This is a genomic window from Streptomyces carpinensis, assembly GCF_002154505.1.
Classification (GTDB): Bacteria; Actinomycetota; Actinomycetes; order Streptomycetales; family Streptomycetaceae; genus Streptomyces; species Streptomyces carpinensis.
Window position 1 is genome coordinate 1 of the sequence record NZ_MUBM01000470.1, and the last position, 18,242, is coordinate 18,242.

Here is an 18,242-nt window from a genome sequence, read left to right on the forward strand (position 1 = left end):
GGCCTTGTCGTCCCCCAGTCCGACAAGGCCTGCGCGGGTGCGGCGGCGCCGGTCAGTGCGACGGCACCGGCGGCAGACATGGATCTGGTCAGGAACGTGCGGCGTTCCATGGGGTGTCCCTCCTGGTCAAGGACCGCGTCCAGCGGTCGTGCGGAACAGTGCAGGGGCATGTGGCGGGGTGGCACTGGGCGGCCGGCACGGGGCCGGCGCAGTCGCGCGGTGTGGTCCTGCCGTTCGATCGCGTCAGGTGTGCGGTAAGAGCGGGGCGAAGACGCGGCCGTTGACGGTCCGTGCCTGAGGTGCCTATGACGGCCCGTCGGCGTGTCTGATGGCAGTCGGTGAAGAGTGCGCGGGAGGACGAGGTGTGCGCGAAGCGGGGGAGAGCGCTGATCGAATGGTCGAGCCCGGCCGAGACCGCCCCGTTCGATCCCGCACCTTCGGGGTGATGACGTTTTTCCGCCGTCACATCGCGGACGGCCCTGTCATGGCCCTCAGGACAGTGTCAGGTGGGGGAAGCGGAACTCGGTGCGAGTGCGGTACTCCTCACCCGGTCGCAGGACCGTGCGCGGGTACTCCGGCCGGTTGGGTGAGTCGGGAAAGTGCTGGGTCTCCAGGCACACGGCGCCGTGGCGCTCGTAGGGCTTGGCGTCGGTTCCGGCGAGCGATCCGTCCAGGGTGTTGCCGGTGTAGACCTGAAGGCCGGGCTCGGTGGTCCATACCTCCATCCGCCGGCCGCTTTCGGGGTCGGCCAGGCGGGCCGCGCGGCGCAGCGCGCCGGGGGCGCCCGCCGGGGCGAGCACCCAGCAGTGGTCGTAGCCTCCGGCGGAGGTCAGTTGGTCGTCCTCCTCGTCGATCCGATCGCCGATCGGGCGGGCGGTGCGGAAGTCGAAGGGGGTGCCGGCGGTGGGCGCGGGCGGGCCGAGCGGGATCGCCCCGGCGGTCACCGGCAGGTACGCGTCGGATTCCAGTTCCAAAGTGTGGCCGAGCACGTTTCCGTGGCCGGCTCCGGCGAGGTTGAAGTAGGAGTGGTTGGTGAGGTTGACCACGGTGGCACGGTCGGTGCGGGCCCGGTAGTCGATGGCAAGGGTGCCGCTGCGGTCGAGGCTGTAGGTGACCTCGACGTCCAGGGTGCCGGGAAATCCCATGTCGCCGTCGACGCTGCGCAGTTCCAGCCGCAGCGCGGCAAGATCGGAGCGGTTGCCGGATGCCGGGCTGCCCTTCCAGAGCCGCCGATGGAAGCCGTCGGGGCCGCCGTGCAGCGCGTGACCGCGGTCGGTGGCGGGTACGCGGTGGGTCTCTCCGTCGAGGATGAACTCGCCGTGGGCGATGCGGTTGCCGTAGCGGCCGACGAGCGCGCCGAAGTAGGGGTTGGGCGCGGAGTACTCCGCCATGCCGGGCAGGCCGAGCACGATGTCGTCGACGCATCCGGAGGGCGCCGGTACCCGCAGGCTGGACACGATGCCGCCGAAGGTGAGCACGTCCGCGCTGACCCCGCTGCCGGAGTCCAGCCGCCAGCGGTGCACCGGTGTGCCGTCGGGCGCGGTGCCGAACGGTGAGCCGGTCAGGGTGGGGTGGGGTATCAAGATCGCCTTCCTCGGTCGTCGTCGGTGTGATGGGGGTGGCGGCGCTGAGGGTGGTGCCGGTCAGGGTCTGCGGATCGCGGTGGACTCGCGCACGATCAGCCGGTAGCCGGGCAGGATCCGGCGGGGCGGAAGCGGCTCGTCCTTCCCCCGATCGGCGATCCGCTCCACCAGGCACTCAACGGCGAGGCGGGCGAGGCCGGACTTGTCGGGGGCGACGGTGCTGAGCGACACCGCTCCGTAGCGTGCCTCCTCGATGTCGTCGAAGCCGACCACCGCGATGTCGTCGGGTACCCGCAGGCCGCGTTCGACCAGGGTGCGCATGGCGCCGAGTGCGACCAGGTCGTTGTAGGCGAAGACGGCGTCGGGGCGCTCGTCCCGGTCGAGCAGGGCGGCCATCGCGGCGGCGCCGTCGGCCCGGTCGTAGCCCTCGGTGGCCACCACCATGGACTCGTCGGGGACCAGGCCGGCCGCGGTGATCGCCTCCCGCCAGCCGCGCAGCCGTAGGTGGGCGGGCTGGCGGGCGCTCTCGCGGCGTGCGCCGAGGAAGGCCACCCGGCGCCGGCCGAGGTCGAGCAGATGGCGCACCGCGATCCGGGCCGCACCCACGTTGTCGATCATGATGTGGTCGTAGGGGGCGTCGTACTCGCGCTCGCCCAGCAGCACCATGGGCGGGCCCTCGGGCCGGGCCAGGAGGTCCTCGGGCTCCAGTCCGATCGGGCTGAGGATCAGCCCGTCGATGACATGCGAGCGGAAGCCCTGCGAGACGAGCAACTCCTTCTCCCGCAGCCCCGCGGTGTGGTCGAGCAGCACCGTGAGGTCGTGCCGGGCGGCCACGTCGATCACTGCGCCCGCGACCTCCGCGAAGTAGGGGTTGCCCAGCTCCGGAATGGCCAGTGTGATCAGGCCGGTGCGGCCCTTGCGCAGGTGGCGCGCCGTCAGGTTGGGCCGGTAGCCCAACTCGTCGATGGCTCGCTGGACCCGCTCACGGGTCTGAGGGGTCACGTGCGGGTAGTCGTTGACCACGTTCGATACGGTCTTCACCGACACACCGGCGCGCTGCGCGACATCCTTGAGGCTGGCACCCACGGCGATCCTTTCTCAGGGGGCGGAGGGGTGGTCTCGGCCGCCTGCTGGACGGCCTTGCGGGCGCGTCAGGTTCGGCGGCCGGTGCTCATTCCAGCTGCTGAGTGCGGCTGAGCAGGGTCTGCATCAGAACTACCACAGCGAGAAAGGCACCGTTGACGGTGTCGGTGAAGGCGGAGCCGTACTGCGAGAAGTAGTGATCGATGAGGTTGTGGATGACCGCGAGCAGCAGCACGCCGCTGACGGTTCCGCTGACCGAGCCGCTGCCTCCGGTGAGCAGTGTGCCGCCGATGACGACCGAGGCGATGGCGGTGAGCTCGTAGCCGATGCCGATGGTGGTCACGCCGGAGCCCAGACGCGCGCCGCCCAGGGCGCCGGCCGCCGCGGCCAGGGTGCCCGACAGCAGGTAGACCAGCACCTTGGCGCGGGCCACCGGCAGGCCGAGCAGCAGAGCCGCGTTCTCGTTGCCGCCCATCGCGGTCAGGGTGGCGCCGAAGCGCGTGCGGGTCAGCAGCAGCGCGCCCAGGGCGAAGAACACGGCCACGATCAGCACCGGGATCCAGGTGCCCGCGCCGAGGGAGCGGAAGGCGGAGTGCCGCGGCACGAGGTAGGTGGTCGCGCCCTCGTCGGTGATGGCCTGCATCAGGCCGCGCAGTCCCAGGAGTCCCACGAGGGTGACGATGAACGGCGCCATGCGGGCCCGGGCGACGAGCAGCCCCTGTATGGTGCCCCAGGCGGCGCCGACGGCGAGGGGCAGCAGGACGGCCAGCCAGGTGCCGTGGGTGGAGCCGTAGGCCCCGAGCACTCCGCCGAGCGCGTACATGGAGCCGACGGACAGGTCGATGCCGCCGGTGATGATGACGAAGGTCATGCCGAGGGCCAGCAGCCACACGAACGCGTTGTTGCCGAGGATGCTGCTGACGTTGGACCAGGTCGCGAAGGTGTCGGAGGTCGCGGAGGCGATGACGACCACCAGCACCAGCACGGCCAGCGCGCCGCGCCGCTGGATCTGCGGGGCGATCCGCTCACCGAGGGTGGGGCGCGGGGCGTCCGCCCCCGGCTGTGCGGTCGTCAGGACAGTGGAGGTCATCGGGTACCACGCTCCTGGGAGGCGTACACGGCGAAGCAGATGATGGCCGCCTCGACGATCTGGGTGTACGACGTGTGCACGTTGTGCTGGGTGAGCACCGCGGTGATCAGCTGCATGAACAGGGCTCCGGCGACGGTGCCGAGCACCCGCACCCGGCCGCCCGACAGCGGGGTGCCGCCGACGACGACCGCGGTGATGGCGTTCAGCTCCATGTTCAGGCCCTGGTTGGCGGGGTCGGCCTCGGCGCCGTGGCTGACGATGAGTACGCCGGCGAGGGCGGCCAGCACCCCGGAGATCACGTACACGGTGATCAGTACGCGACGAACGGGCAGCCCGGACAGACGGCTGGCCTGCCGGTTGTCCCCTACGGCCACCAGTTGCCTGCCGAAGGTCGTACGGCGTACCAGCAGACCCGTGAGCAGCGCGCACACCGCGGCGATCCACGCCATCTCCGGCAGCCCGGCGATGTTGCGCGAGCCGAGGTCGAGAATGCCGGGCTGAATGACGGGCTTGGCGGAGTTGCCGTTGATGATCTCGGCCAGGCCCCGCACGCCGATCATCAGTGACAGGGTGGCCACGATGGGCTGGATGCGGGCGAAGGCGACCATCGCGCCGCCGACCGCGCCCGAGACCGCGCCGAGCAGCAGGGCGACGAGCAGTGCTCCGCCGAGTCCGTAACCGGCGTACAGCGGTACGACGGAGGCGGCCAGCGCGATGACGGCGCCGACCGACAGGTCGATGCCCTCGGTGCCGATGACCAGGGCCATGCCGAGCGCCACGAGGAGCGTGGGCGCGAGCTGGAAGAGCTGGACGCGGAGGTTGCTCATCTCGACGAACGACGCGTCCAGGCCGACGGCCACGAAGAACAGCACGACGAGGGCGGCGTAGACGCCGTACTCCTGGAGCAGGCGCAACAGGCGGGCGCGGTCGGCGATGGGGCCGGTCCACGTGAGCGAGGTCATCGCTGGTTCTCCTTGACGGGGGCGGGCTCGGACGGCGCGGCCGGTTCTGTGGCGGCGGCCACGGGGGTCTCGCCGCTGGAGCCGGGCACGGTGGCTTCGCCTTCCGCCTCCTCGGGCGCGGTGGCGAGCGCGTCGAGCAGGCCTTCCTCGGTGACCTCCTCGTCGGCGAGGTGTCCGACGACGCGTCCGTCCTTGAGGATCACCACACGGTCGGAGCCCTCGATCAGCTCCTCCAAGTCGGAGGAGATCAACAGCACACCGAGGCCGTCGCCGGCGAGTTCGTCGATCAGCGCCTGCACCTCGGCCTTGGCGCCGACGTCGATGCCTCGGGTCGGCTCGTCGAGCAGCAGCACCTTGGGGTTCAGGCAGAGCCAGCGGGCGAGCAGCACCTTCTGCTGGTTGCCACCGGACAGGTCGCTGACCTTCTGATCGGGGCTGGAGGCCTTGATCCGCAGCCGCTTCATGAAGAACGTGGTGATCTCGTCCTGCTTGGCCTGCGAGACGAGTCCCGCGCGCGACAGGCGCGGCAGCGCGGCGAGCGAGATGTTCTCGCGCACCGACAGATTGGGAATGATGCCCTCGGTCTTGCGGTCCTCGGCAAGCATCACGACGCCGGCGCGGATGGCGGCGGCGGGGCTGCGCCGGTGCATTGCCCGCCCCTCGATCTCGACGGTGCCGCCGTCGGTGGCGAGCGCGCCGACGATCGCCTTCGCGGTCTCGCTGCGACCGGCCCCGAGCAGGCCCCCGAGGCCCACGACCTCGCCCGGGTGAACGTCGAGCGAGACGTCGTGGACCCGGTGACGGACCGACAGGTTGGTTGCGCGAAGGGTGGGTTGACCTTCTCGACGTTCGTGGCGCTCGGTGTCGAAGGCGGTGGTGCCCTTCTCCCGGACGGTGGACATCTCCCGGCCGAGCATCAGGGAGACCAGGCGCAGCCGCTGGAGTTCGGCGAGCGCGCCGGTGTGCACGACCGCGCCGTCGCGCATCACGGTGACCCGGTCGCAGACCGCGTAGAGCTCGTCGAGCCGGTGGCTCACGTAGACCACCGCGATGCCCTGCTCCTTGAGGTCGCGGATGACCGAGAAGAGGGTGTCCACCTCGCGCGGTTCCAGTGAGGAGGTGGGCTCGTCCATGATGACCACCCGTGCGTCGATCTGCACCGCACGGGCCAGCGCCACCATCTGCTGCGCACCCAGGCCCAGGCTGCGCAGCGGGCGGGTGACGTCGACGTGCACGCCATAGCGGCCAAGCACCTCGGTGGCCTCGCGGTTCATCCGGGCGACGTCGACGAGCCCGAAGCGGCGCGGTTCACGGCCGAGGTACAGGTTGCGTGCGATCGACATCAGGGGGACGAGGTTGACCTCCTGGTAGATGGTGGAGATCCCGGCCGCCTGGGCCTCCAGCGGGTTGCGGAAGTCGCGTGCGCGGCCGGCCAGCCGTACCGTGCCGGAGTCGGGTCGGTAGACTCCGGTCATCACTTTGATCAGAGTGGACTTGCCCGCGCCGTTCTCGCCGATGAGCGCGTGCACCTCTGCGGGCCGCAGGGCGAAGTCCACGCCGCGCAGCGCGTGCACGCCGGCGAAGGTCTTGTTCGCCCCGGCGACTTCCAGGACGAAGTCGCCGGGGGTGTCGAGGTCCTGCTGGACCACGTCTGCCTCCTCATACGGGACTGCCGGGTGCGGTGGGGCGGCGCGGCAGCCGGTGCGGCGGGTCCGGTGGCCGCGGGAGGGGAACCTCCGAGGCCACCGGAGCTGACGGCTCGGTCAGTACACCAGGCCCTGGGAGAGGGCCTGCTTGGCGTTGTCGGGCGTGAAGTGGCCGTCCTTGATGATCACCTTGGGCTGTACGCCGGTGGTGCCGTAGAAGTCCTGCAGCGACTGGAAGGCGAGCGGACCGAACCGCGGGTTGGTCTCGATGTCGGCGACGGCCTGGCCGGCGGCGACGTTCTGTACCATCTGCGAGATGCCGTCGATGGTGACGATCTTTACGTCCTTGCCGGGGGTCTTCCCGGCAGACTTGATCGCCTGGATGGCGCCGAGGGCCATCTCGTCGTTCTCGGCGTAGACAGCATTGATGTCGGAGTGCGCCTGGAGCAACTGCTCCATCACCTTCTGGCCGTCTGTCTGGGCGAAGTTGCCGGTCTGGGAGGCCACGATCTTCATGTTCGGGTACTTGGCCTTGACCTGGTCCTCGAAGCCCTTGGTCCGGTCGGTGGTGACGTTGTTGCCCGGGCTGCCGGTCAGGATCGCCACGTGCGCGCTGCTGCCGGTGGCCTTCGCCAAGTCGTCGGCTGCTATCTGCGCCTGGCCGTAGAAGTTCGAGCCGGCGAAGGCGATGAAGTCGGTGCAGGCGGTTCCGGTGACGGAGCGGTCGATGGTGAGGACCGGGATCTTCTTGGCCTTGGCCTTGGCCAGCGCCGGGCCGAGGCCGTCGGAGTTCTCGGGGGCCACGATGAGGACCTTGGCGCCCTGGGCGATCATGTCTTCGATCTGCGAGTTCTGCGCGTTGACGTCGGCGTTGGCGTTGCGCTCGATGAGCTTGACGCCCAACTGCTTGGCCTGCGCCTCGATGCTCTTGGTCTCGGTGGCTCTGAAGGGGTTGCTGGTCGACTCCGACTGCGAGAAGCCGACCACGGTCTTGCCGTCGGTGATGTCGAGCTTGGGGACACCTCCGCCGTACCTCTGGTACGTGCAGCCCGGGCCGCCGGCGGAGTCGGTGGGTGTCGCGAGCTGCTGGGCGGCCGCGGTGTTGTCGGCGGCACTCGCGCCGGCGTCGTTCTTGGGCGAGTCGTTGCCGGACTTCGTGCAGGCGGTCGCGGCCAGGCACAGGCTGGCGGTCAGTACGGCGGCGGAGACGGCCTTGGACCGGAGGGAGGCGTACATGCGCCGATCACATCCTCGTCGAGAAAGTCTGGGCGTAAGGAGCTCTGGCTGAAGAGCGAAGAGGAAACCGGCCGGGCGGGCTTGTGGGCGACCTGGCCTGACAGGTTCGTACAACGATGTAGAGGCACAGTGGATGACAGCGCCGAAAACTGTCAAGACGTCAGGCGGCCTTCAAGGCAATCGGCTTCAGCAATGAACCCGCAAGTCCCGGCCGAGAGGGTGCGGATTCCGGCCCTCAGGCCGTCTGTAGTCGCCGGGCCAGACGCCTCGTCATCCCCAAATACGCAGGTAAGACCGGGTGTTCGGAGGTACGGGACCGGCTCGGGAGGGAGCTGAAACGTCCGCGAAATACTTTGGTTCCGAAGGGTGGACATGACATCACCGCTGTGTTGTCATCGTCCTGCTTCAGTTTTCCATCGTTGTAGGAACAGCCTTCGATGTCTGCCGTGTGGTCGATGCCGGGCCTCCGCGCGTTCCCCCCATGGCTCCTTCCGGCAGATCGACGCGCCCGTCCAGCTCTCGCGCGACTTCCCTGCCCTTCACCGCTTGCCCCGAGCGGCTCCTCCAGGAGAACCGAATGACCCCGAGAAACGACAACGCCGGCCTGCCCGTCAACGAGTCGAACACCCCTGGTTCACCGGTCGGCTCCGGCGCCTCCGCCGGAGGGCTCAGCCGCCGCGGCCTGATGCGGTGGACCGGCGTGGCCGGCCTCGGCGTGGCCGGCGCCGGCCTGCTGCCGGGCTTCACGCAGAGCGCGCAGGCCGCTTCCGCGCCGCCGCAGGAGACGGCCGCCCCCGCCTCCTCCGGCGGACGCTTCCCCAGCTCGGTCACTCCGTCCTTCGACCCGATCCGACCCCCGGCCGTCCCGCTGGCCGTCCGCTCGCCCTACCTGAGCACGTGGCTGAACGCCGACCTGCCGGCCGGCCACTGGCCGGCGTTCTGGACGGGCCACACCACCGCGATGACTGGCGTCATCCGGGTCGACGGCACCAACTACCTGTTCCTGGGCGCGCCGAGCGTCGCCGACCACCCGCTCTCCCGCGGCGTGGTGCAGCGCTCGCTGACGCTCACCGCGACCCGCTCGCAGTTCGTCTTCGAGGCCGGAGGCGCTGAGCTGACCCTGACGTTCCTGTCCCCCGTCGAGCCCGGCGACCTGCGCCGCCAGTCGATGCCGCTGTCGTACATCGCCGCGGACGTGCGCAGCCTGGACGGCAAGGCGCACGACATCGCGCTGTACTTCGACATCTCCGGTGAGTGGGCCTCGGGCAACTCCGGGACGAAGATCCGCTGGTCCCAGGAGCAGCTGTCCGGCTCAGGCGGCACGACGGCGACCGCCCTGTCCTTCACTCCCGACAGCCCCGGGATCCTCAAGGAGAACGGCGACATGGCAGCCTGGGGCACCGTCGTGTGGAGCGCCAGCAACCGCTCCGGGCTGAGCTGGCAGATCGGCTCGGACACCACCGTGCGCGCCACCGCCCTGGAGGGGAAGGCACTGGCCAACTCCGCCGACACCCGCCAGCCGCGCGCCATCAACGACAGCTGGCCGGTCTTCGCCTTCCGATTCGACCTGGGCAGCGTCCACGACTCCACGAGCGCAGTCCTGTCGGTCGGCCATGTCCGCGAGCCCGCCGTCAGCTACCTCGGAGAGCAGCTGCCGCCGCTGTGGAAGTCCTACTGGTCGAGCTGGCAGGACATGGCCGCCTTCTTCCACTCCGACGCGACCGCGGCACAGAAGCGCACCGCGGACCTGGACCACAAGGTGCGGAAGGAGGCGACGGCCGCGGGCGGCGCCAAGTACGCCGCGTTGTGCGCGCTTTCGCTGCGGCAGGCGTACGCGGGCACCGAACTGGTCAGCCGGAAGGGCAAGCCCTGGGCGTTCCTGAAGGAGATCTCCTCCGACGGCAACGTCTCGACCATCGACGTGACCTACCCCGCGATGCCGGTGTTCCTCTACCTGGACCCGCAGTACCTCGGCCTGATCCTGGAACCGCTCTTCGACTACTCGGAGAACGGCGGCTGGCCCAAGAAGTTCGCCGAGCACGACCTCGGCTCCAGCTACCCCAACGCGACCGGGCACAACGACGGCAACGAGGAGGACATGCCGGTCGAGGAGTCCGCCAACATGCTGCTGATGACCGCCGCCTACCTCGCGCGCAGCAGCTCCGCCACAGCCCGCGCCTTCGCGTCCGCGCACTACACGATCCTCAAGCAGTGGGCCGACTACCTGGTGGACAACGCGCTCGACCCGGGCTACCAGAACCAGACCGACGACTTCACCGGCTTCATCGCGCACAGCGCGAACCTCGCCCTGAAGGGCATCCTGGCCATCGGCGCCATGGGGAAGATCGCGACCGCGGCAGGCAACTCCTCGGACGCCGACCACTACGCCGGCATCGCCCAGGACTACATCGGCCAGTGGGTGGACAAGGCCCAGGACACCGAAAGGGACCACCTCAAGCTCGCCTACGACCAGCCCGGCACCTGGAGCCTGAAGTACAACGGCTACCCCGACGTGCTGCTCGGGCTGAACCTCGTGCCGCGCGAGGTGGCCCAGAAGGAGGGCGACTGGTACCTGTCGCAGGCCAACCAGTTCGGCATTCCACTGGACGTGCGGCACAGCTACACCAAGGGTGACTGGGAGATGTGGACGGCGGCGTGGCTGCACGACCACCCGGTCAGCCACCTGCTGGTCTCCGCGCTCTACCAGTTCGCGAACACCTCTCCCTCGCGCGCGCCGTTCACCGACTGGTACGACACCACGGCGAACACTCAGAGCGGCTTCCAGGCCCGACCGGTGGTCGGCGGCGTTTTCGCGCTGCTGAGCCTGCGCTCCTGACGGGGCCACCTCGAACGGTGCCGGCGATGGTCCCTCCACCGCCGGCGCCTGCGTCGCGCCATGGCAGCTCCCACCGAGCGGGAGGGTTGAACAGCAAGATCCCCCGGCCCGTGAAGAGCGGCCCGCGTCCGCTGGCGATGCTCATCACACCAGGTCAGTGAGATGATAACCCGTAGTTGATCTCGGTCCTGGAGCACATCACGGCAACGGGCGGGCTATCCCGGTTGCGGCCGCGCTCGAGAGTCCGCTCCGGCACCGGCGGCCGGGCCTGCCCGCCGTGCTGCCGCTCAGCCTCGCGCCGATCGGCCGCGACGATCTGCCGCCGTACCCGGTCCAGGACAGGGCGAGCCAGGACTTCAGGGTGCGGAGCGGGGCGGATCGGGCCCCAGGCCGACCGCATGCTTGGTTCCAGGAGGCAGGCTGCCCACCGGCAGAACGATCCGGAGGCTGTGCCCGAGTGCCGCAGCCGGCCAGTGAGCGTGACAGTCGGCCATTCCCGGCGCGGCACCACCGCGATGGCGCCGGTGTCATGCGGCGCGCAGCCTGGATTCATGGACACCATCACGCTTGGAACGGTGGAGATCACCCGTGTGGTGGAGCTGCCCGCCAAAGGCCGCCCCCGCGAGCGCGTCTTCCCTGACGTGCCCGTCGAGCACTGGCAGGCGCACGAGAACTGGCTCGCCCCCACCTTCCTGGACCCGGCCGCCGACGAGATCCGCCTCGTGATCCAGACCTGGCTGATCCGCAGCGAGGGCCGAACGATCCTGATCGACACCGGCGTCGGCAACGACCGGGAGCGCCCGGCCATGCCCGCATTCCACCATCTGAACACCCACTACCTGGGAGAGCTGGCCGCAGCAGGCATTCGACCGCAGGACGTGGACACCGTGATCTGCACACATGTCCACAGCGACCACGTCGGCTGGAACACCCGCCTGACAGACGACGGAGAGTGGCGACCGACCTTCCCCAACGCCCAGTACGTCATCTCGCGCGCCGACTTCGACTACTGGAACCCGGCCAACGGACACCGGACCCGCTCCGGCCCCCGGATGGCCAACGTCTTCGAGGACAGCGTCGCCCCCGTGCACCGGGCCGGACAGACCGTGCTCTGGGAGGGCGACCACTACGACATCGACGCCCGGCTCCGTATCGAGCCCGCCCCCGGTCATACGCCTGGCTCCTCCGTCGTATGGCTGCGGTCGGGCTCGGACCGGGCGGTGTTCGCCGGGGACCTGCTGCACAGCCCGCTGCAGATCGTGGAGCCGGACGACTGCCCCAGCTTCGACGAGGACGAGCCCCGCGCACGGGAGAGCCGGGGCCGGGCGTTGGGAGAGGCCGCGGACCGGCGTGCCCTGCTGTTCCCCGCGCACTTCCCCGGGCCGGGCGCAGCCGAAGTGCAACGTGTCGGCGACCGGTTCGCGGTGAAGGAGTGGGCGGCATGGCGGTGAGGTCCCATGGGCGGGGGCCAGGACGGGAGACGGCATGCGACGCGACCTGCAAGCCCCCGCATTCCTCAGCCGCACTCGCAGAGCTGAGCCCCGCCTGGTGCCGGTAGGCGGGGCGCTCGTGTGTCGGCGTGCGCCGCGGTCACGACGTCCCCGAGTGCCCGCTCCTGTGCTGTCGCCACGTTCCACTCGTCGACGAGCCCCTGATACACCGCCCGGTCCTCGGCGCGCAGCCGGCCACCCGCCGCCAGCATCAGCGCGCGAATGTCCGCGTTCACCACGGCGGCAGGCCGCACCGGACCCTGCGTCAGGGGAGTGGAGGACATACCACCGATCGTAGTGGAGGGGGCTGACAACGAGCCATGAACCGGACGGTTACGGCTGTTCCGTGATGAACACTCACTTCGCGGACAGCGTCACGACCAGCCCGCCTGCCGCAGATACTCGACTTCCCACCGCACGGTGTCCACTGCGACACCGACCTGCTCGGCCGGCTCCCGCCCGCCCTCCGGCTCATGGTGGCGGTGGCCCCAGGGCCGCCGAGGGCGGGCACAAGCGCGGGGTGGAACTCGAGTTCCTCGGTGTGTTCGTGCGGCAGCAGGGGCCGCGGCCTACGCTGTGACAGGCTGCGGCCGTGGTGCGGTGAGGCGTCCGGTCATCCCGAGGACTCAGGGCGAGCGGCACGAGCGCGAGCCCCATCGCCGCCAGCCCGCGCACCAGGGCCTCCCTGGGTTGCCAGCGGTTCTCGGCCCAGCCGGTAAGCCGCAGTTGGCCGGCCACGGCGACGGCCGCCGAGACGGCGAACAGTCCGCTCGTGACCGCTGTGCCCCCGCCGCCGAGAGCGTCGGTCGCGGCGAGCGGAAGGGCGAGATAGGCCTGGAAGGTCAGGACGGCACTTCTCGCGTGGGCGTATGACAGCCCGTGAGGCGGGTTGCGGCCGTCGCCCCACGGGCTGTCATTGCCAGGCCGACGGCTGCGAGGTTGAGAACCGTGCCGGCGCGGACGAGCTGCGCGAAGGCGTCCGCCGCACCGAGAACGGTGACCACCGCACGACGCGGCTGAGCCCGGCGGTTCCCACGCCGGGCTCAGCCGCCCCCGGCCGCACAGGAGTGGCAGGGGGAGCGGCCTGTGCGCACACCGCTGTCGCGCGGTCAGTTGCCGCGCAGGCGTGCCAGCGTCGCGTCGAGGTCGGCCTTGCCGGGTCGGTTGTACGGGAGCTTGGCGAGCACGGCGGCCATGCCGCAGGTGTTGGTCACGGCGGAGAAGACCAGGCCGCCGGCGATGCCGGCGGACAGCAGCCGGAAGGCCGGGTGGACCACCTCGCCCAGCGCCAGGCCGAGCAGAACGGTCGAACCGGCGACGAGGCGGACCTGGCGCTCCATGCCCCACGTCGCCTTCCGGACGCCCTCGGGGTGGTGCAGGTCGTGGCCCTGGGCGGCCCAGGCGCCGGTGCCTCCGGCGAGCGTGGCGGTGTGGATGCCGTTCTCCGCCAGTACCCGGCAGGCGTTCTCGGAGCGGGCGCCCGAGGCGCAGACGACAAGGACCTCGCCGCGTTGCGCGGCGGTGCGGATGTCGGGCAGTGCCCGGTCGAGCTGGCCCAGGGGGACGTTCAGGGCGCCGGGGATGTGACCGCCGGCGTACTCGCCGGGGGTGCGGACGTCGATGACGGTGAGTTCGTGCAGGCGGCTGCTGGCCTGGCGGGGGTCGAGGGTGGCGGGGGTGGTCATGGCGAATGTCATCCTTGGGTGTCGAGATTGTTCCGGGTGGGGGAGAGCTTGTACCCCGTGGGGTGTCTGTGAGAAGTGGGCGTGGAACTCGATCCCGGTGGGGTGTCTGTGAGAAGTGGGCGTGGAACTCGATCCGGCGGGTGCGGAGCCGCCGTCGGTGCCGGACCGGCTGTGCCGGGCGCAGGGGAGGATCTCCGGAGGGGGCCCTTCCTCTCCCTGGCCGGACGCCCTGCCGCCCAGGCGACGCACTGTGCCGGCGTGGTCAGATGAGGACATCGACGAGCATGTAGGCGGCGACCGCGAGCAGTACGTAGGCGAAGATCCGTTGCAGTGTCCTGCCCTTGATCCTGTGTGACAGGCGTTTGCCGTCCCAGGCGCCCAGGATCGCCGCCGCGGTGAACGGTGCGACGACCGCCCAGTCCAGCCGCACGCCGGTGCCGGCCCGGGCGCCGAGGGCAGCCAGGGAGTTGATCGTGATGACCAGCAGGCTGGTGCCGACCGCCCGGCGCATGGTCAGTCCGAGCACGCTCACGAGCGTGGGCACGGCCAGGAAACCGCCGCCCACGCCGAGGAATCCGGTGACCGCGCCGAGTCCGGCGCCGGCCGCTCCGGCCTTGCCGGGCTGCGCCTGACCGGACGGCTCGGTTCGCGCGGGCCGCAGCATGCGCAGCGCGGCGAGCCCGGCAATGACGGCGAAGGCGCCGGTCAGCAGGGTCTCGGGCAGGTGGCCTGAGGCAGCCCCGGCGATCACCGCCGGCACGATGCCCGCCGCGGCGAACAGCGATCCCGTGCGCCAGGCGACGTTGCCGTCCCGGGCATGGGCGCTCAGTGCCGTGACCGAGGTGAGAGTGACGATGACCAGGGCGGCCGTCGTCGCTTCCGCAGGGGTGAAGTGGAGCAGGTAGATCAGGGCGGGCACGGCGAGGACGCTGCCGCCTCCGCCGAGGCCGCCCAGGGCCAGGCCGATGACGGCCCCGGCGACGAGCGCGAGAATCAGAGCGGTCATGCTATCGAGCCGTTGTTCCCACGTTCGTCGATGACGAGGTGACCGGCAGCTGCCCACGCCTGCATGCCGCCTTTCACGTCGACGGCGTCGGCGCCTCGCGCGGCCAGCAGTTCGGCGGCCTGCTGCGAGCGGCGCCCGCTGCGGCAGATCACCACCAGCGGCCGTGTCTGGGCCACGCCGGGCAGCGCCTCGCCGGCGGCCAGCCGGGACAGCGGCACGTGGACGGCACCAGGCGCGTGCCCGGCCTCCCACTCGACCTGCTCGCGCACGTCCAGCAGGACGGCCGCGGCGTCGGCGGCCTGGGTGCGCCGGTGGGCCTCGGCCACGGTGACGCGCTCCGCGTCACGACGGAATAGGGACATCACACAACCTCTGAAGAGTTCTGGGGGTGACCGAACGCGCCGGGTCAGCCGGTGACGACGGTCAGGCCGACGCGCCCGGCCGCGTCGAAGCCGTCGTCGACGGCCACGACGTCACGGCCCGCGGCGTCCAGCAGCGACGCGGCGATGGCCGCCCGCATCCCGCCGGCGCAGTGCACCCAGACGGTTCCGGCCGGCACCTCGCCCAGGCACTTGTGCAGCTGGTGGATCGGGATGTGAACGGAGCCCTCGATGTAGCCGGCGGCGCGCTCGGAGCCGCGTCGTACGTCCAGGACGACGATGTCGTCCATGCCGTGCTCGGCCAGGCCCGCGAACGTGGAGCGCGGGAAGGAGGTGGGGCTCTCACCTTCGGGCACCCATTCCTGCGGTGCACCGGTCGCGGCGGCGGCGGGCCGGTCGATGCCGACCCGGACGAGTTCGCGCTGGGCGGCCGCCAGCTGCTCGGGGGACTCGGCGAGGAGAGTCACGGGCTTGCCCCACGGGATCATCCAGGCGAGGTACGTGGCGATCTTGCCTTCGGCCTCGAAGTTGAAGGAACCCGCGACGTGGCCCTCGGCGAACGCGACCCGGCTGCGCAGGTCCACGACCCACTCGCCGGCTGCCAGCCGGGCGGCGATCTCCTCGGCGTCGGCGACGTCCGGCGGGGTCAGGTCCACGGGTGCGGGGCCCGCGGCGTTGGCCGGGCTCATGTGCGTGTAGTACGCGGGGATGTCGTCGAGCTCGGCGAGCAACCGCGCGACGAAGGAGTCGACGTCCGTGGTCAGCGCCGCGTTGACGGACTTCTCCTTGCCGATGGTGGTGGCGTCCCCCTCGGCCTGCGCCGAGGAGCAGAAGCTGCCGAAGCCGTGTGTGGGCAGCACGGCCGTCTCGTCCGGCAGCTCGGCCGCCAGACGGTGTGCGGAGGCGTGCTGGGCGCGGGCCAGCCGCTCGGTCAGCCGCGGCTCGACCAGGTCCGGCCGGCCCACCGTGCCGATCAGCAGGGATCCGCCCGTGAACGCCGCCACCGGCCGTCCGTCCTCCCGAAGGACGTAGGAGGTGTGGTGCGGGGTGTGGCCCGGCGTGGCCACGGCGCGCAGCTCCAGCCCGCTGTCGACGGTGACGGTGTCGCCGTCGGCCACCGGCACCCGCGCGAACGAGACGTGCGCCCCGGCCGGCACCAGATAGGTGGCACCGGTCGCCCGGGCCAGCTCCAGACCGCCGGTGACGTAGTCGTTGTGGATGTGGGTCTCCACCACATGCGAGATCCGCACGCCGCGACGTGCGGCGACCGCCAGCACCTGGTCGAAGTCGCGGGGCGGGTCGACGGCTACGGCCGTCCGCCGGCCGCCGGCGAGGTAGCTGCGGTTGCCGAGGCCCTCGAGGCCGATGGTGTCGATGAAGAACACGGAGACGTTTCCTTCCCGCTGGAATTACCCCCCGGGGTATGCGTCCACCATAACACTAATACCCCCGGGGGTATTCTCCGGTGTCTGAGAATATCGCCCCGGCGGGCTGCACCGGCCGGCGTCGGCCGTGCGCGGCTCGCCGCGTCTGCCGGGTATCCCGCCATGTCCGCCGGGCACGGGGCAGGTCGGCTCGGGTGCAGGGGAGACCGGCCGGGCACCGGGGAGGCCGGCCCGGGTCGGGGGGCGGGCCGGTCGGTCGGAGACGGCCGGTCGGCATGTCGTGCCACTACACCTGCGGCAGGACGTACCGCTTGAAGGCCCACATGTCGCGACGTCCGGCCCTGAGGCCGTGAGGCGGATGGCTGTGTGGTTGCTGCCAGTGGTTGCCTGCTCAAATACCCCCGGGGGTTTACCTAGGGCGAGGTTACGGCGATCCCGGGAGGTGGGTCAAATACCCCCGCGGGTATGTGCCTGGGTAAGGCACATGGGATGCCCACCCGAGTCATTCGGCATCGGGCCCCGTAGCTCCGGCTCCTGTGGTCGGCGTGCCGTGTCCGGAGGTTCGACGCGGTGGATCTTCGGGCGACCTGCGCAGGTGGGCAAAGAGCGGTAAGCAGGACTATGGGGTGGGGCGTCCGTCACCGGACCGTGGAGGGCCGATCGTGTCCACGCCTATGGAGCAGTCGCATCAGCGCGCGGGGGACGCGATGGTGGAGGAGGCGTTCACCCAGTGCCATGTGCCGGTGGCGATCTGCGACGCCGAGCTGCGAATCCTGCGCGCGAGCGGGGGCATGACCCAAGCGGTCGGCCTGACCGAGGATCAGATGCGCGGTCGGCGGTTCACGCAGCTCATGCCCGGTTCCGCCTACGAGGAGGTGGAAGGCGGGATGCGCCAGGTGTTCAGGACGGGCGGAGTCCAGCACCTGGAGGTGTACGCCGACTCCCGGGCCGAGCCCGGCGAGCGGGTCTGGTCGGTGACTTTGTCCCCGCTCAGGGATGCGGCCGGCCAGGTGTGCCGTGTGCAGGTCATCGCGGTGGACACCACCGCGGAGTACGGGGCCCGGGAGCGCCTTGCGCTGATGAGCGAGGTCAGTGCCCGGGTGGGCAGCACGCTGGACGTGACACAGACCGCTCAGGAGATGGCCGATGTGGTGGCCGGCCGGCTGGCCGACTTCGTCGCCGTCGACCTGCTGGACTCGCTCTTCCGCGGCGTGGAGCCCAGGCCGTCCGCCGAGGGTGTGGCCCTGCTGCGTGCCGCGCACCAGTCGGTCCTGCCGGGCGTCCCCGAGTCGGTGATCAGAGTCGGTGGGGTGGACTATTACCCGCAGACCTCGCCGCCCGCCCGCGCCCTGGTCACCGGCCGGTCCTCTCTCCACCGCACCCTGGACCGGGGCATCAATCGCTGGGCGGCGGGCGACCCGCAGCGCGCCGGGGTGGTCCGCACCTATGGGATCCACTCCGTCATGGTGGTGCCGCTGAGTGCGCGCGGCATCACCCTGGGGGTGGCCGTGCTCGTCCGCCATCGGCGCCGGGCCTCCTTCACCGAGGACGATCTGCTCCTCGCCGAGGAAATCGCGGCACGCGCCGCCTTGGCCGTCGACAACGCCCGCCGCTACACCCGTGAGCGCACCACCGCCGTGGCCCTGCAGCGGAGCCTGCTGCCGCAGCAGCTGGCGGATCAGCAGGCGGTGCAGGTGGCTTCGCGCTACCTTCCCGCTCGCTCCCGTGCCGGGGTGGGCGGCGACTGGTTCGATGTGATTCCGCTGTCCGGGGCCCGGGTGGCGCTCGTCGTCGGCGATGTGGTGGGGCACGGCCTGCGCGCGTCCGCCACCATGGGGCGTCTGCGGACCGCGGTCCGCA

At 70.8% G+C, this 18,242-nt stretch carries 14 protein-coding genes and 1 pseudogene; 3 read left to right on the plus strand and 12 right to left on the minus strand.

Features of this window, described 5'->3' with window-relative positions; all coding sequences use genetic code 11:
- Positions 1 to 491: 491 nt before the first annotated feature.
- The 6 genes from BZY54_RS43605 to BZY54_RS43630 all read right to left on the minus strand — a co-directional run bounded on the left by BZY54_RS43605 (position 492) and on the right by BZY54_RS43630 (position 7,600).
- Positions 492 to 1,580 carry an aldose epimerase family protein gene (locus tag BZY54_RS43605; protein WP_086730910.1) on the minus strand — a complete coding sequence of 363 codons (1,089 nt, stop codon included), beginning with the start codon at positions 1,578 to 1,580 and terminating at the stop codon, positions 492 to 494.
- A gap of 63 nt (positions 1,581 to 1,643) precedes the next feature.
- On the minus strand, positions 1,644 to 2,669 hold the full coding sequence (locus tag BZY54_RS43610; RefSeq protein ID WP_086730898.1) for a LacI family DNA-binding transcriptional regulator: 1,026 nt from the start codon (positions 2,667 to 2,669) through the stop codon (positions 1,644 to 1,646).
- Positions 2,670 to 2,754: 85 nt separating this feature from the next.
- Positions 2,755 to 3,756 carry an ABC transporter permease gene (locus BZY54_RS43615; RefSeq protein WP_086730899.1) on the minus strand — a complete coding sequence of 334 codons (1,002 nt, stop codon included), beginning with the start codon at positions 3,754 to 3,756 and terminating at the stop codon, positions 2,755 to 2,757.
- Positions 3,753 to 4,718, minus strand: a complete 966-nt coding sequence (locus tag BZY54_RS43620) for an ABC transporter permease (RefSeq protein ID WP_086730900.1) — start codon at positions 4,716 to 4,718, stop codon at positions 3,753 to 3,755. The genes BZY54_RS43615 and BZY54_RS43620 overlap by 4 nt, the downstream gene beginning before the upstream one ends.
- Positions 4,715 to 6,367, minus strand: coding sequence for a sugar ABC transporter ATP-binding protein (locus BZY54_RS43625; RefSeq protein ID WP_086730901.1), 1,653 nt, complete (start codon positions 6,365 to 6,367; stop codon positions 4,715 to 4,717). The genes BZY54_RS43620 and BZY54_RS43625 overlap by 4 nt, the downstream gene beginning before the upstream one ends.
- A 114-nt stretch (positions 6,368 to 6,481) precedes the next feature.
- Entirely contained in the window at positions 6,482 to 7,600 is a 1,119-nt protein-coding gene (locus BZY54_RS43630; protein WP_086730902.1) for an ABC transporter substrate-binding protein, read from the minus strand.
- A 577-nt stretch (positions 7,601 to 8,177) separates the two neighbouring features.
- On the opposite strand from BZY54_RS43630, the gene BZY54_RS43635 reads away from it, so the two are divergent.
- Both BZY54_RS43635 and BZY54_RS43640 read left to right on the plus strand, forming a co-directional pair.
- Positions 8,178 to 10,436: a glutaminase family protein gene (locus BZY54_RS43635; RefSeq protein ID WP_086730903.1), complete on the plus strand. Its 2,259-nt coding sequence runs from the start codon at positions 8,178 to 8,180 to the stop codon at positions 10,434 to 10,436.
- A 551-nt stretch (positions 10,437 to 10,987) separates the two neighbouring features.
- A complete protein-coding gene (locus BZY54_RS43640) occupies positions 10,988 to 11,887 on the plus strand; it encodes an MBL fold metallo-hydrolase (RefSeq protein WP_086730904.1) in 900 nt (299 codons plus the stop codon).
- A 65-nt stretch (positions 11,888 to 11,952) separates the two neighbouring features.
- On the opposite strand, the gene BZY54_RS43645 is transcribed toward BZY54_RS43640, so the two are convergent.
- The 6 genes and pseudogenes from BZY54_RS43645 to BZY54_RS43670 form a co-directional block, all read right to left on the minus strand.
- Positions 11,953 to 12,210: a hypothetical protein gene (locus BZY54_RS43645; RefSeq protein WP_086730905.1), complete on the minus strand. Its 258-nt coding sequence runs from the start codon at positions 12,208 to 12,210 to the stop codon at positions 11,953 to 11,955.
- A gap of 334 nt (positions 12,211 to 12,544) precedes the next feature.
- Positions 12,545 to 12,784: pseudogene (locus tag BZY54_RS54150) on the minus strand (MFS transporter); the annotation flags it as partial.
- 251 nt (positions 12,785 to 13,035) lie between these two features.
- Entirely contained in the window at positions 13,036 to 13,611 is a 576-nt protein-coding gene (locus tag BZY54_RS43655) for a rhodanese-like domain-containing protein (protein ID WP_086730906.1), read from the minus strand.
- A 262-nt stretch (positions 13,612 to 13,873) separates the two neighbouring features.
- Positions 13,874 to 14,617 carry a sulfite exporter TauE/SafE family protein gene (locus tag BZY54_RS43660; RefSeq protein ID WP_086730907.1) on the minus strand — a complete coding sequence of 248 codons (744 nt, stop codon included), beginning with the start codon at positions 14,615 to 14,617 and terminating at the stop codon, positions 13,874 to 13,876.
- Positions 14,614 to 14,979, minus strand: a complete 366-nt coding sequence (locus tag BZY54_RS43665) for a rhodanese-like domain-containing protein (protein ID WP_086730908.1) — start codon at positions 14,977 to 14,979, stop codon at positions 14,614 to 14,616. Before BZY54_RS43665 ends, BZY54_RS43660 begins: the two co-directional genes overlap by 4 nt.
- A gap of 44 nt (positions 14,980 to 15,023) precedes the next feature.
- Positions 15,024 to 16,382: an MBL fold metallo-hydrolase gene (locus BZY54_RS43670; RefSeq protein ID WP_086730909.1), complete on the minus strand. Its 1,359-nt coding sequence runs from the start codon at positions 16,380 to 16,382 to the stop codon at positions 15,024 to 15,026.
- Between the two features lie 662 nt (positions 16,383 to 17,044).
- Between BZY54_RS43670 and BZY54_RS43675 the strand changes: the two genes are divergently transcribed.
- Positions 17,045 to 18,242: PAS domain-containing protein (locus BZY54_RS43675; RefSeq protein ID WP_244217622.1), on the plus strand; the 1,198-nt coding region annotated here is incomplete at its 3' end.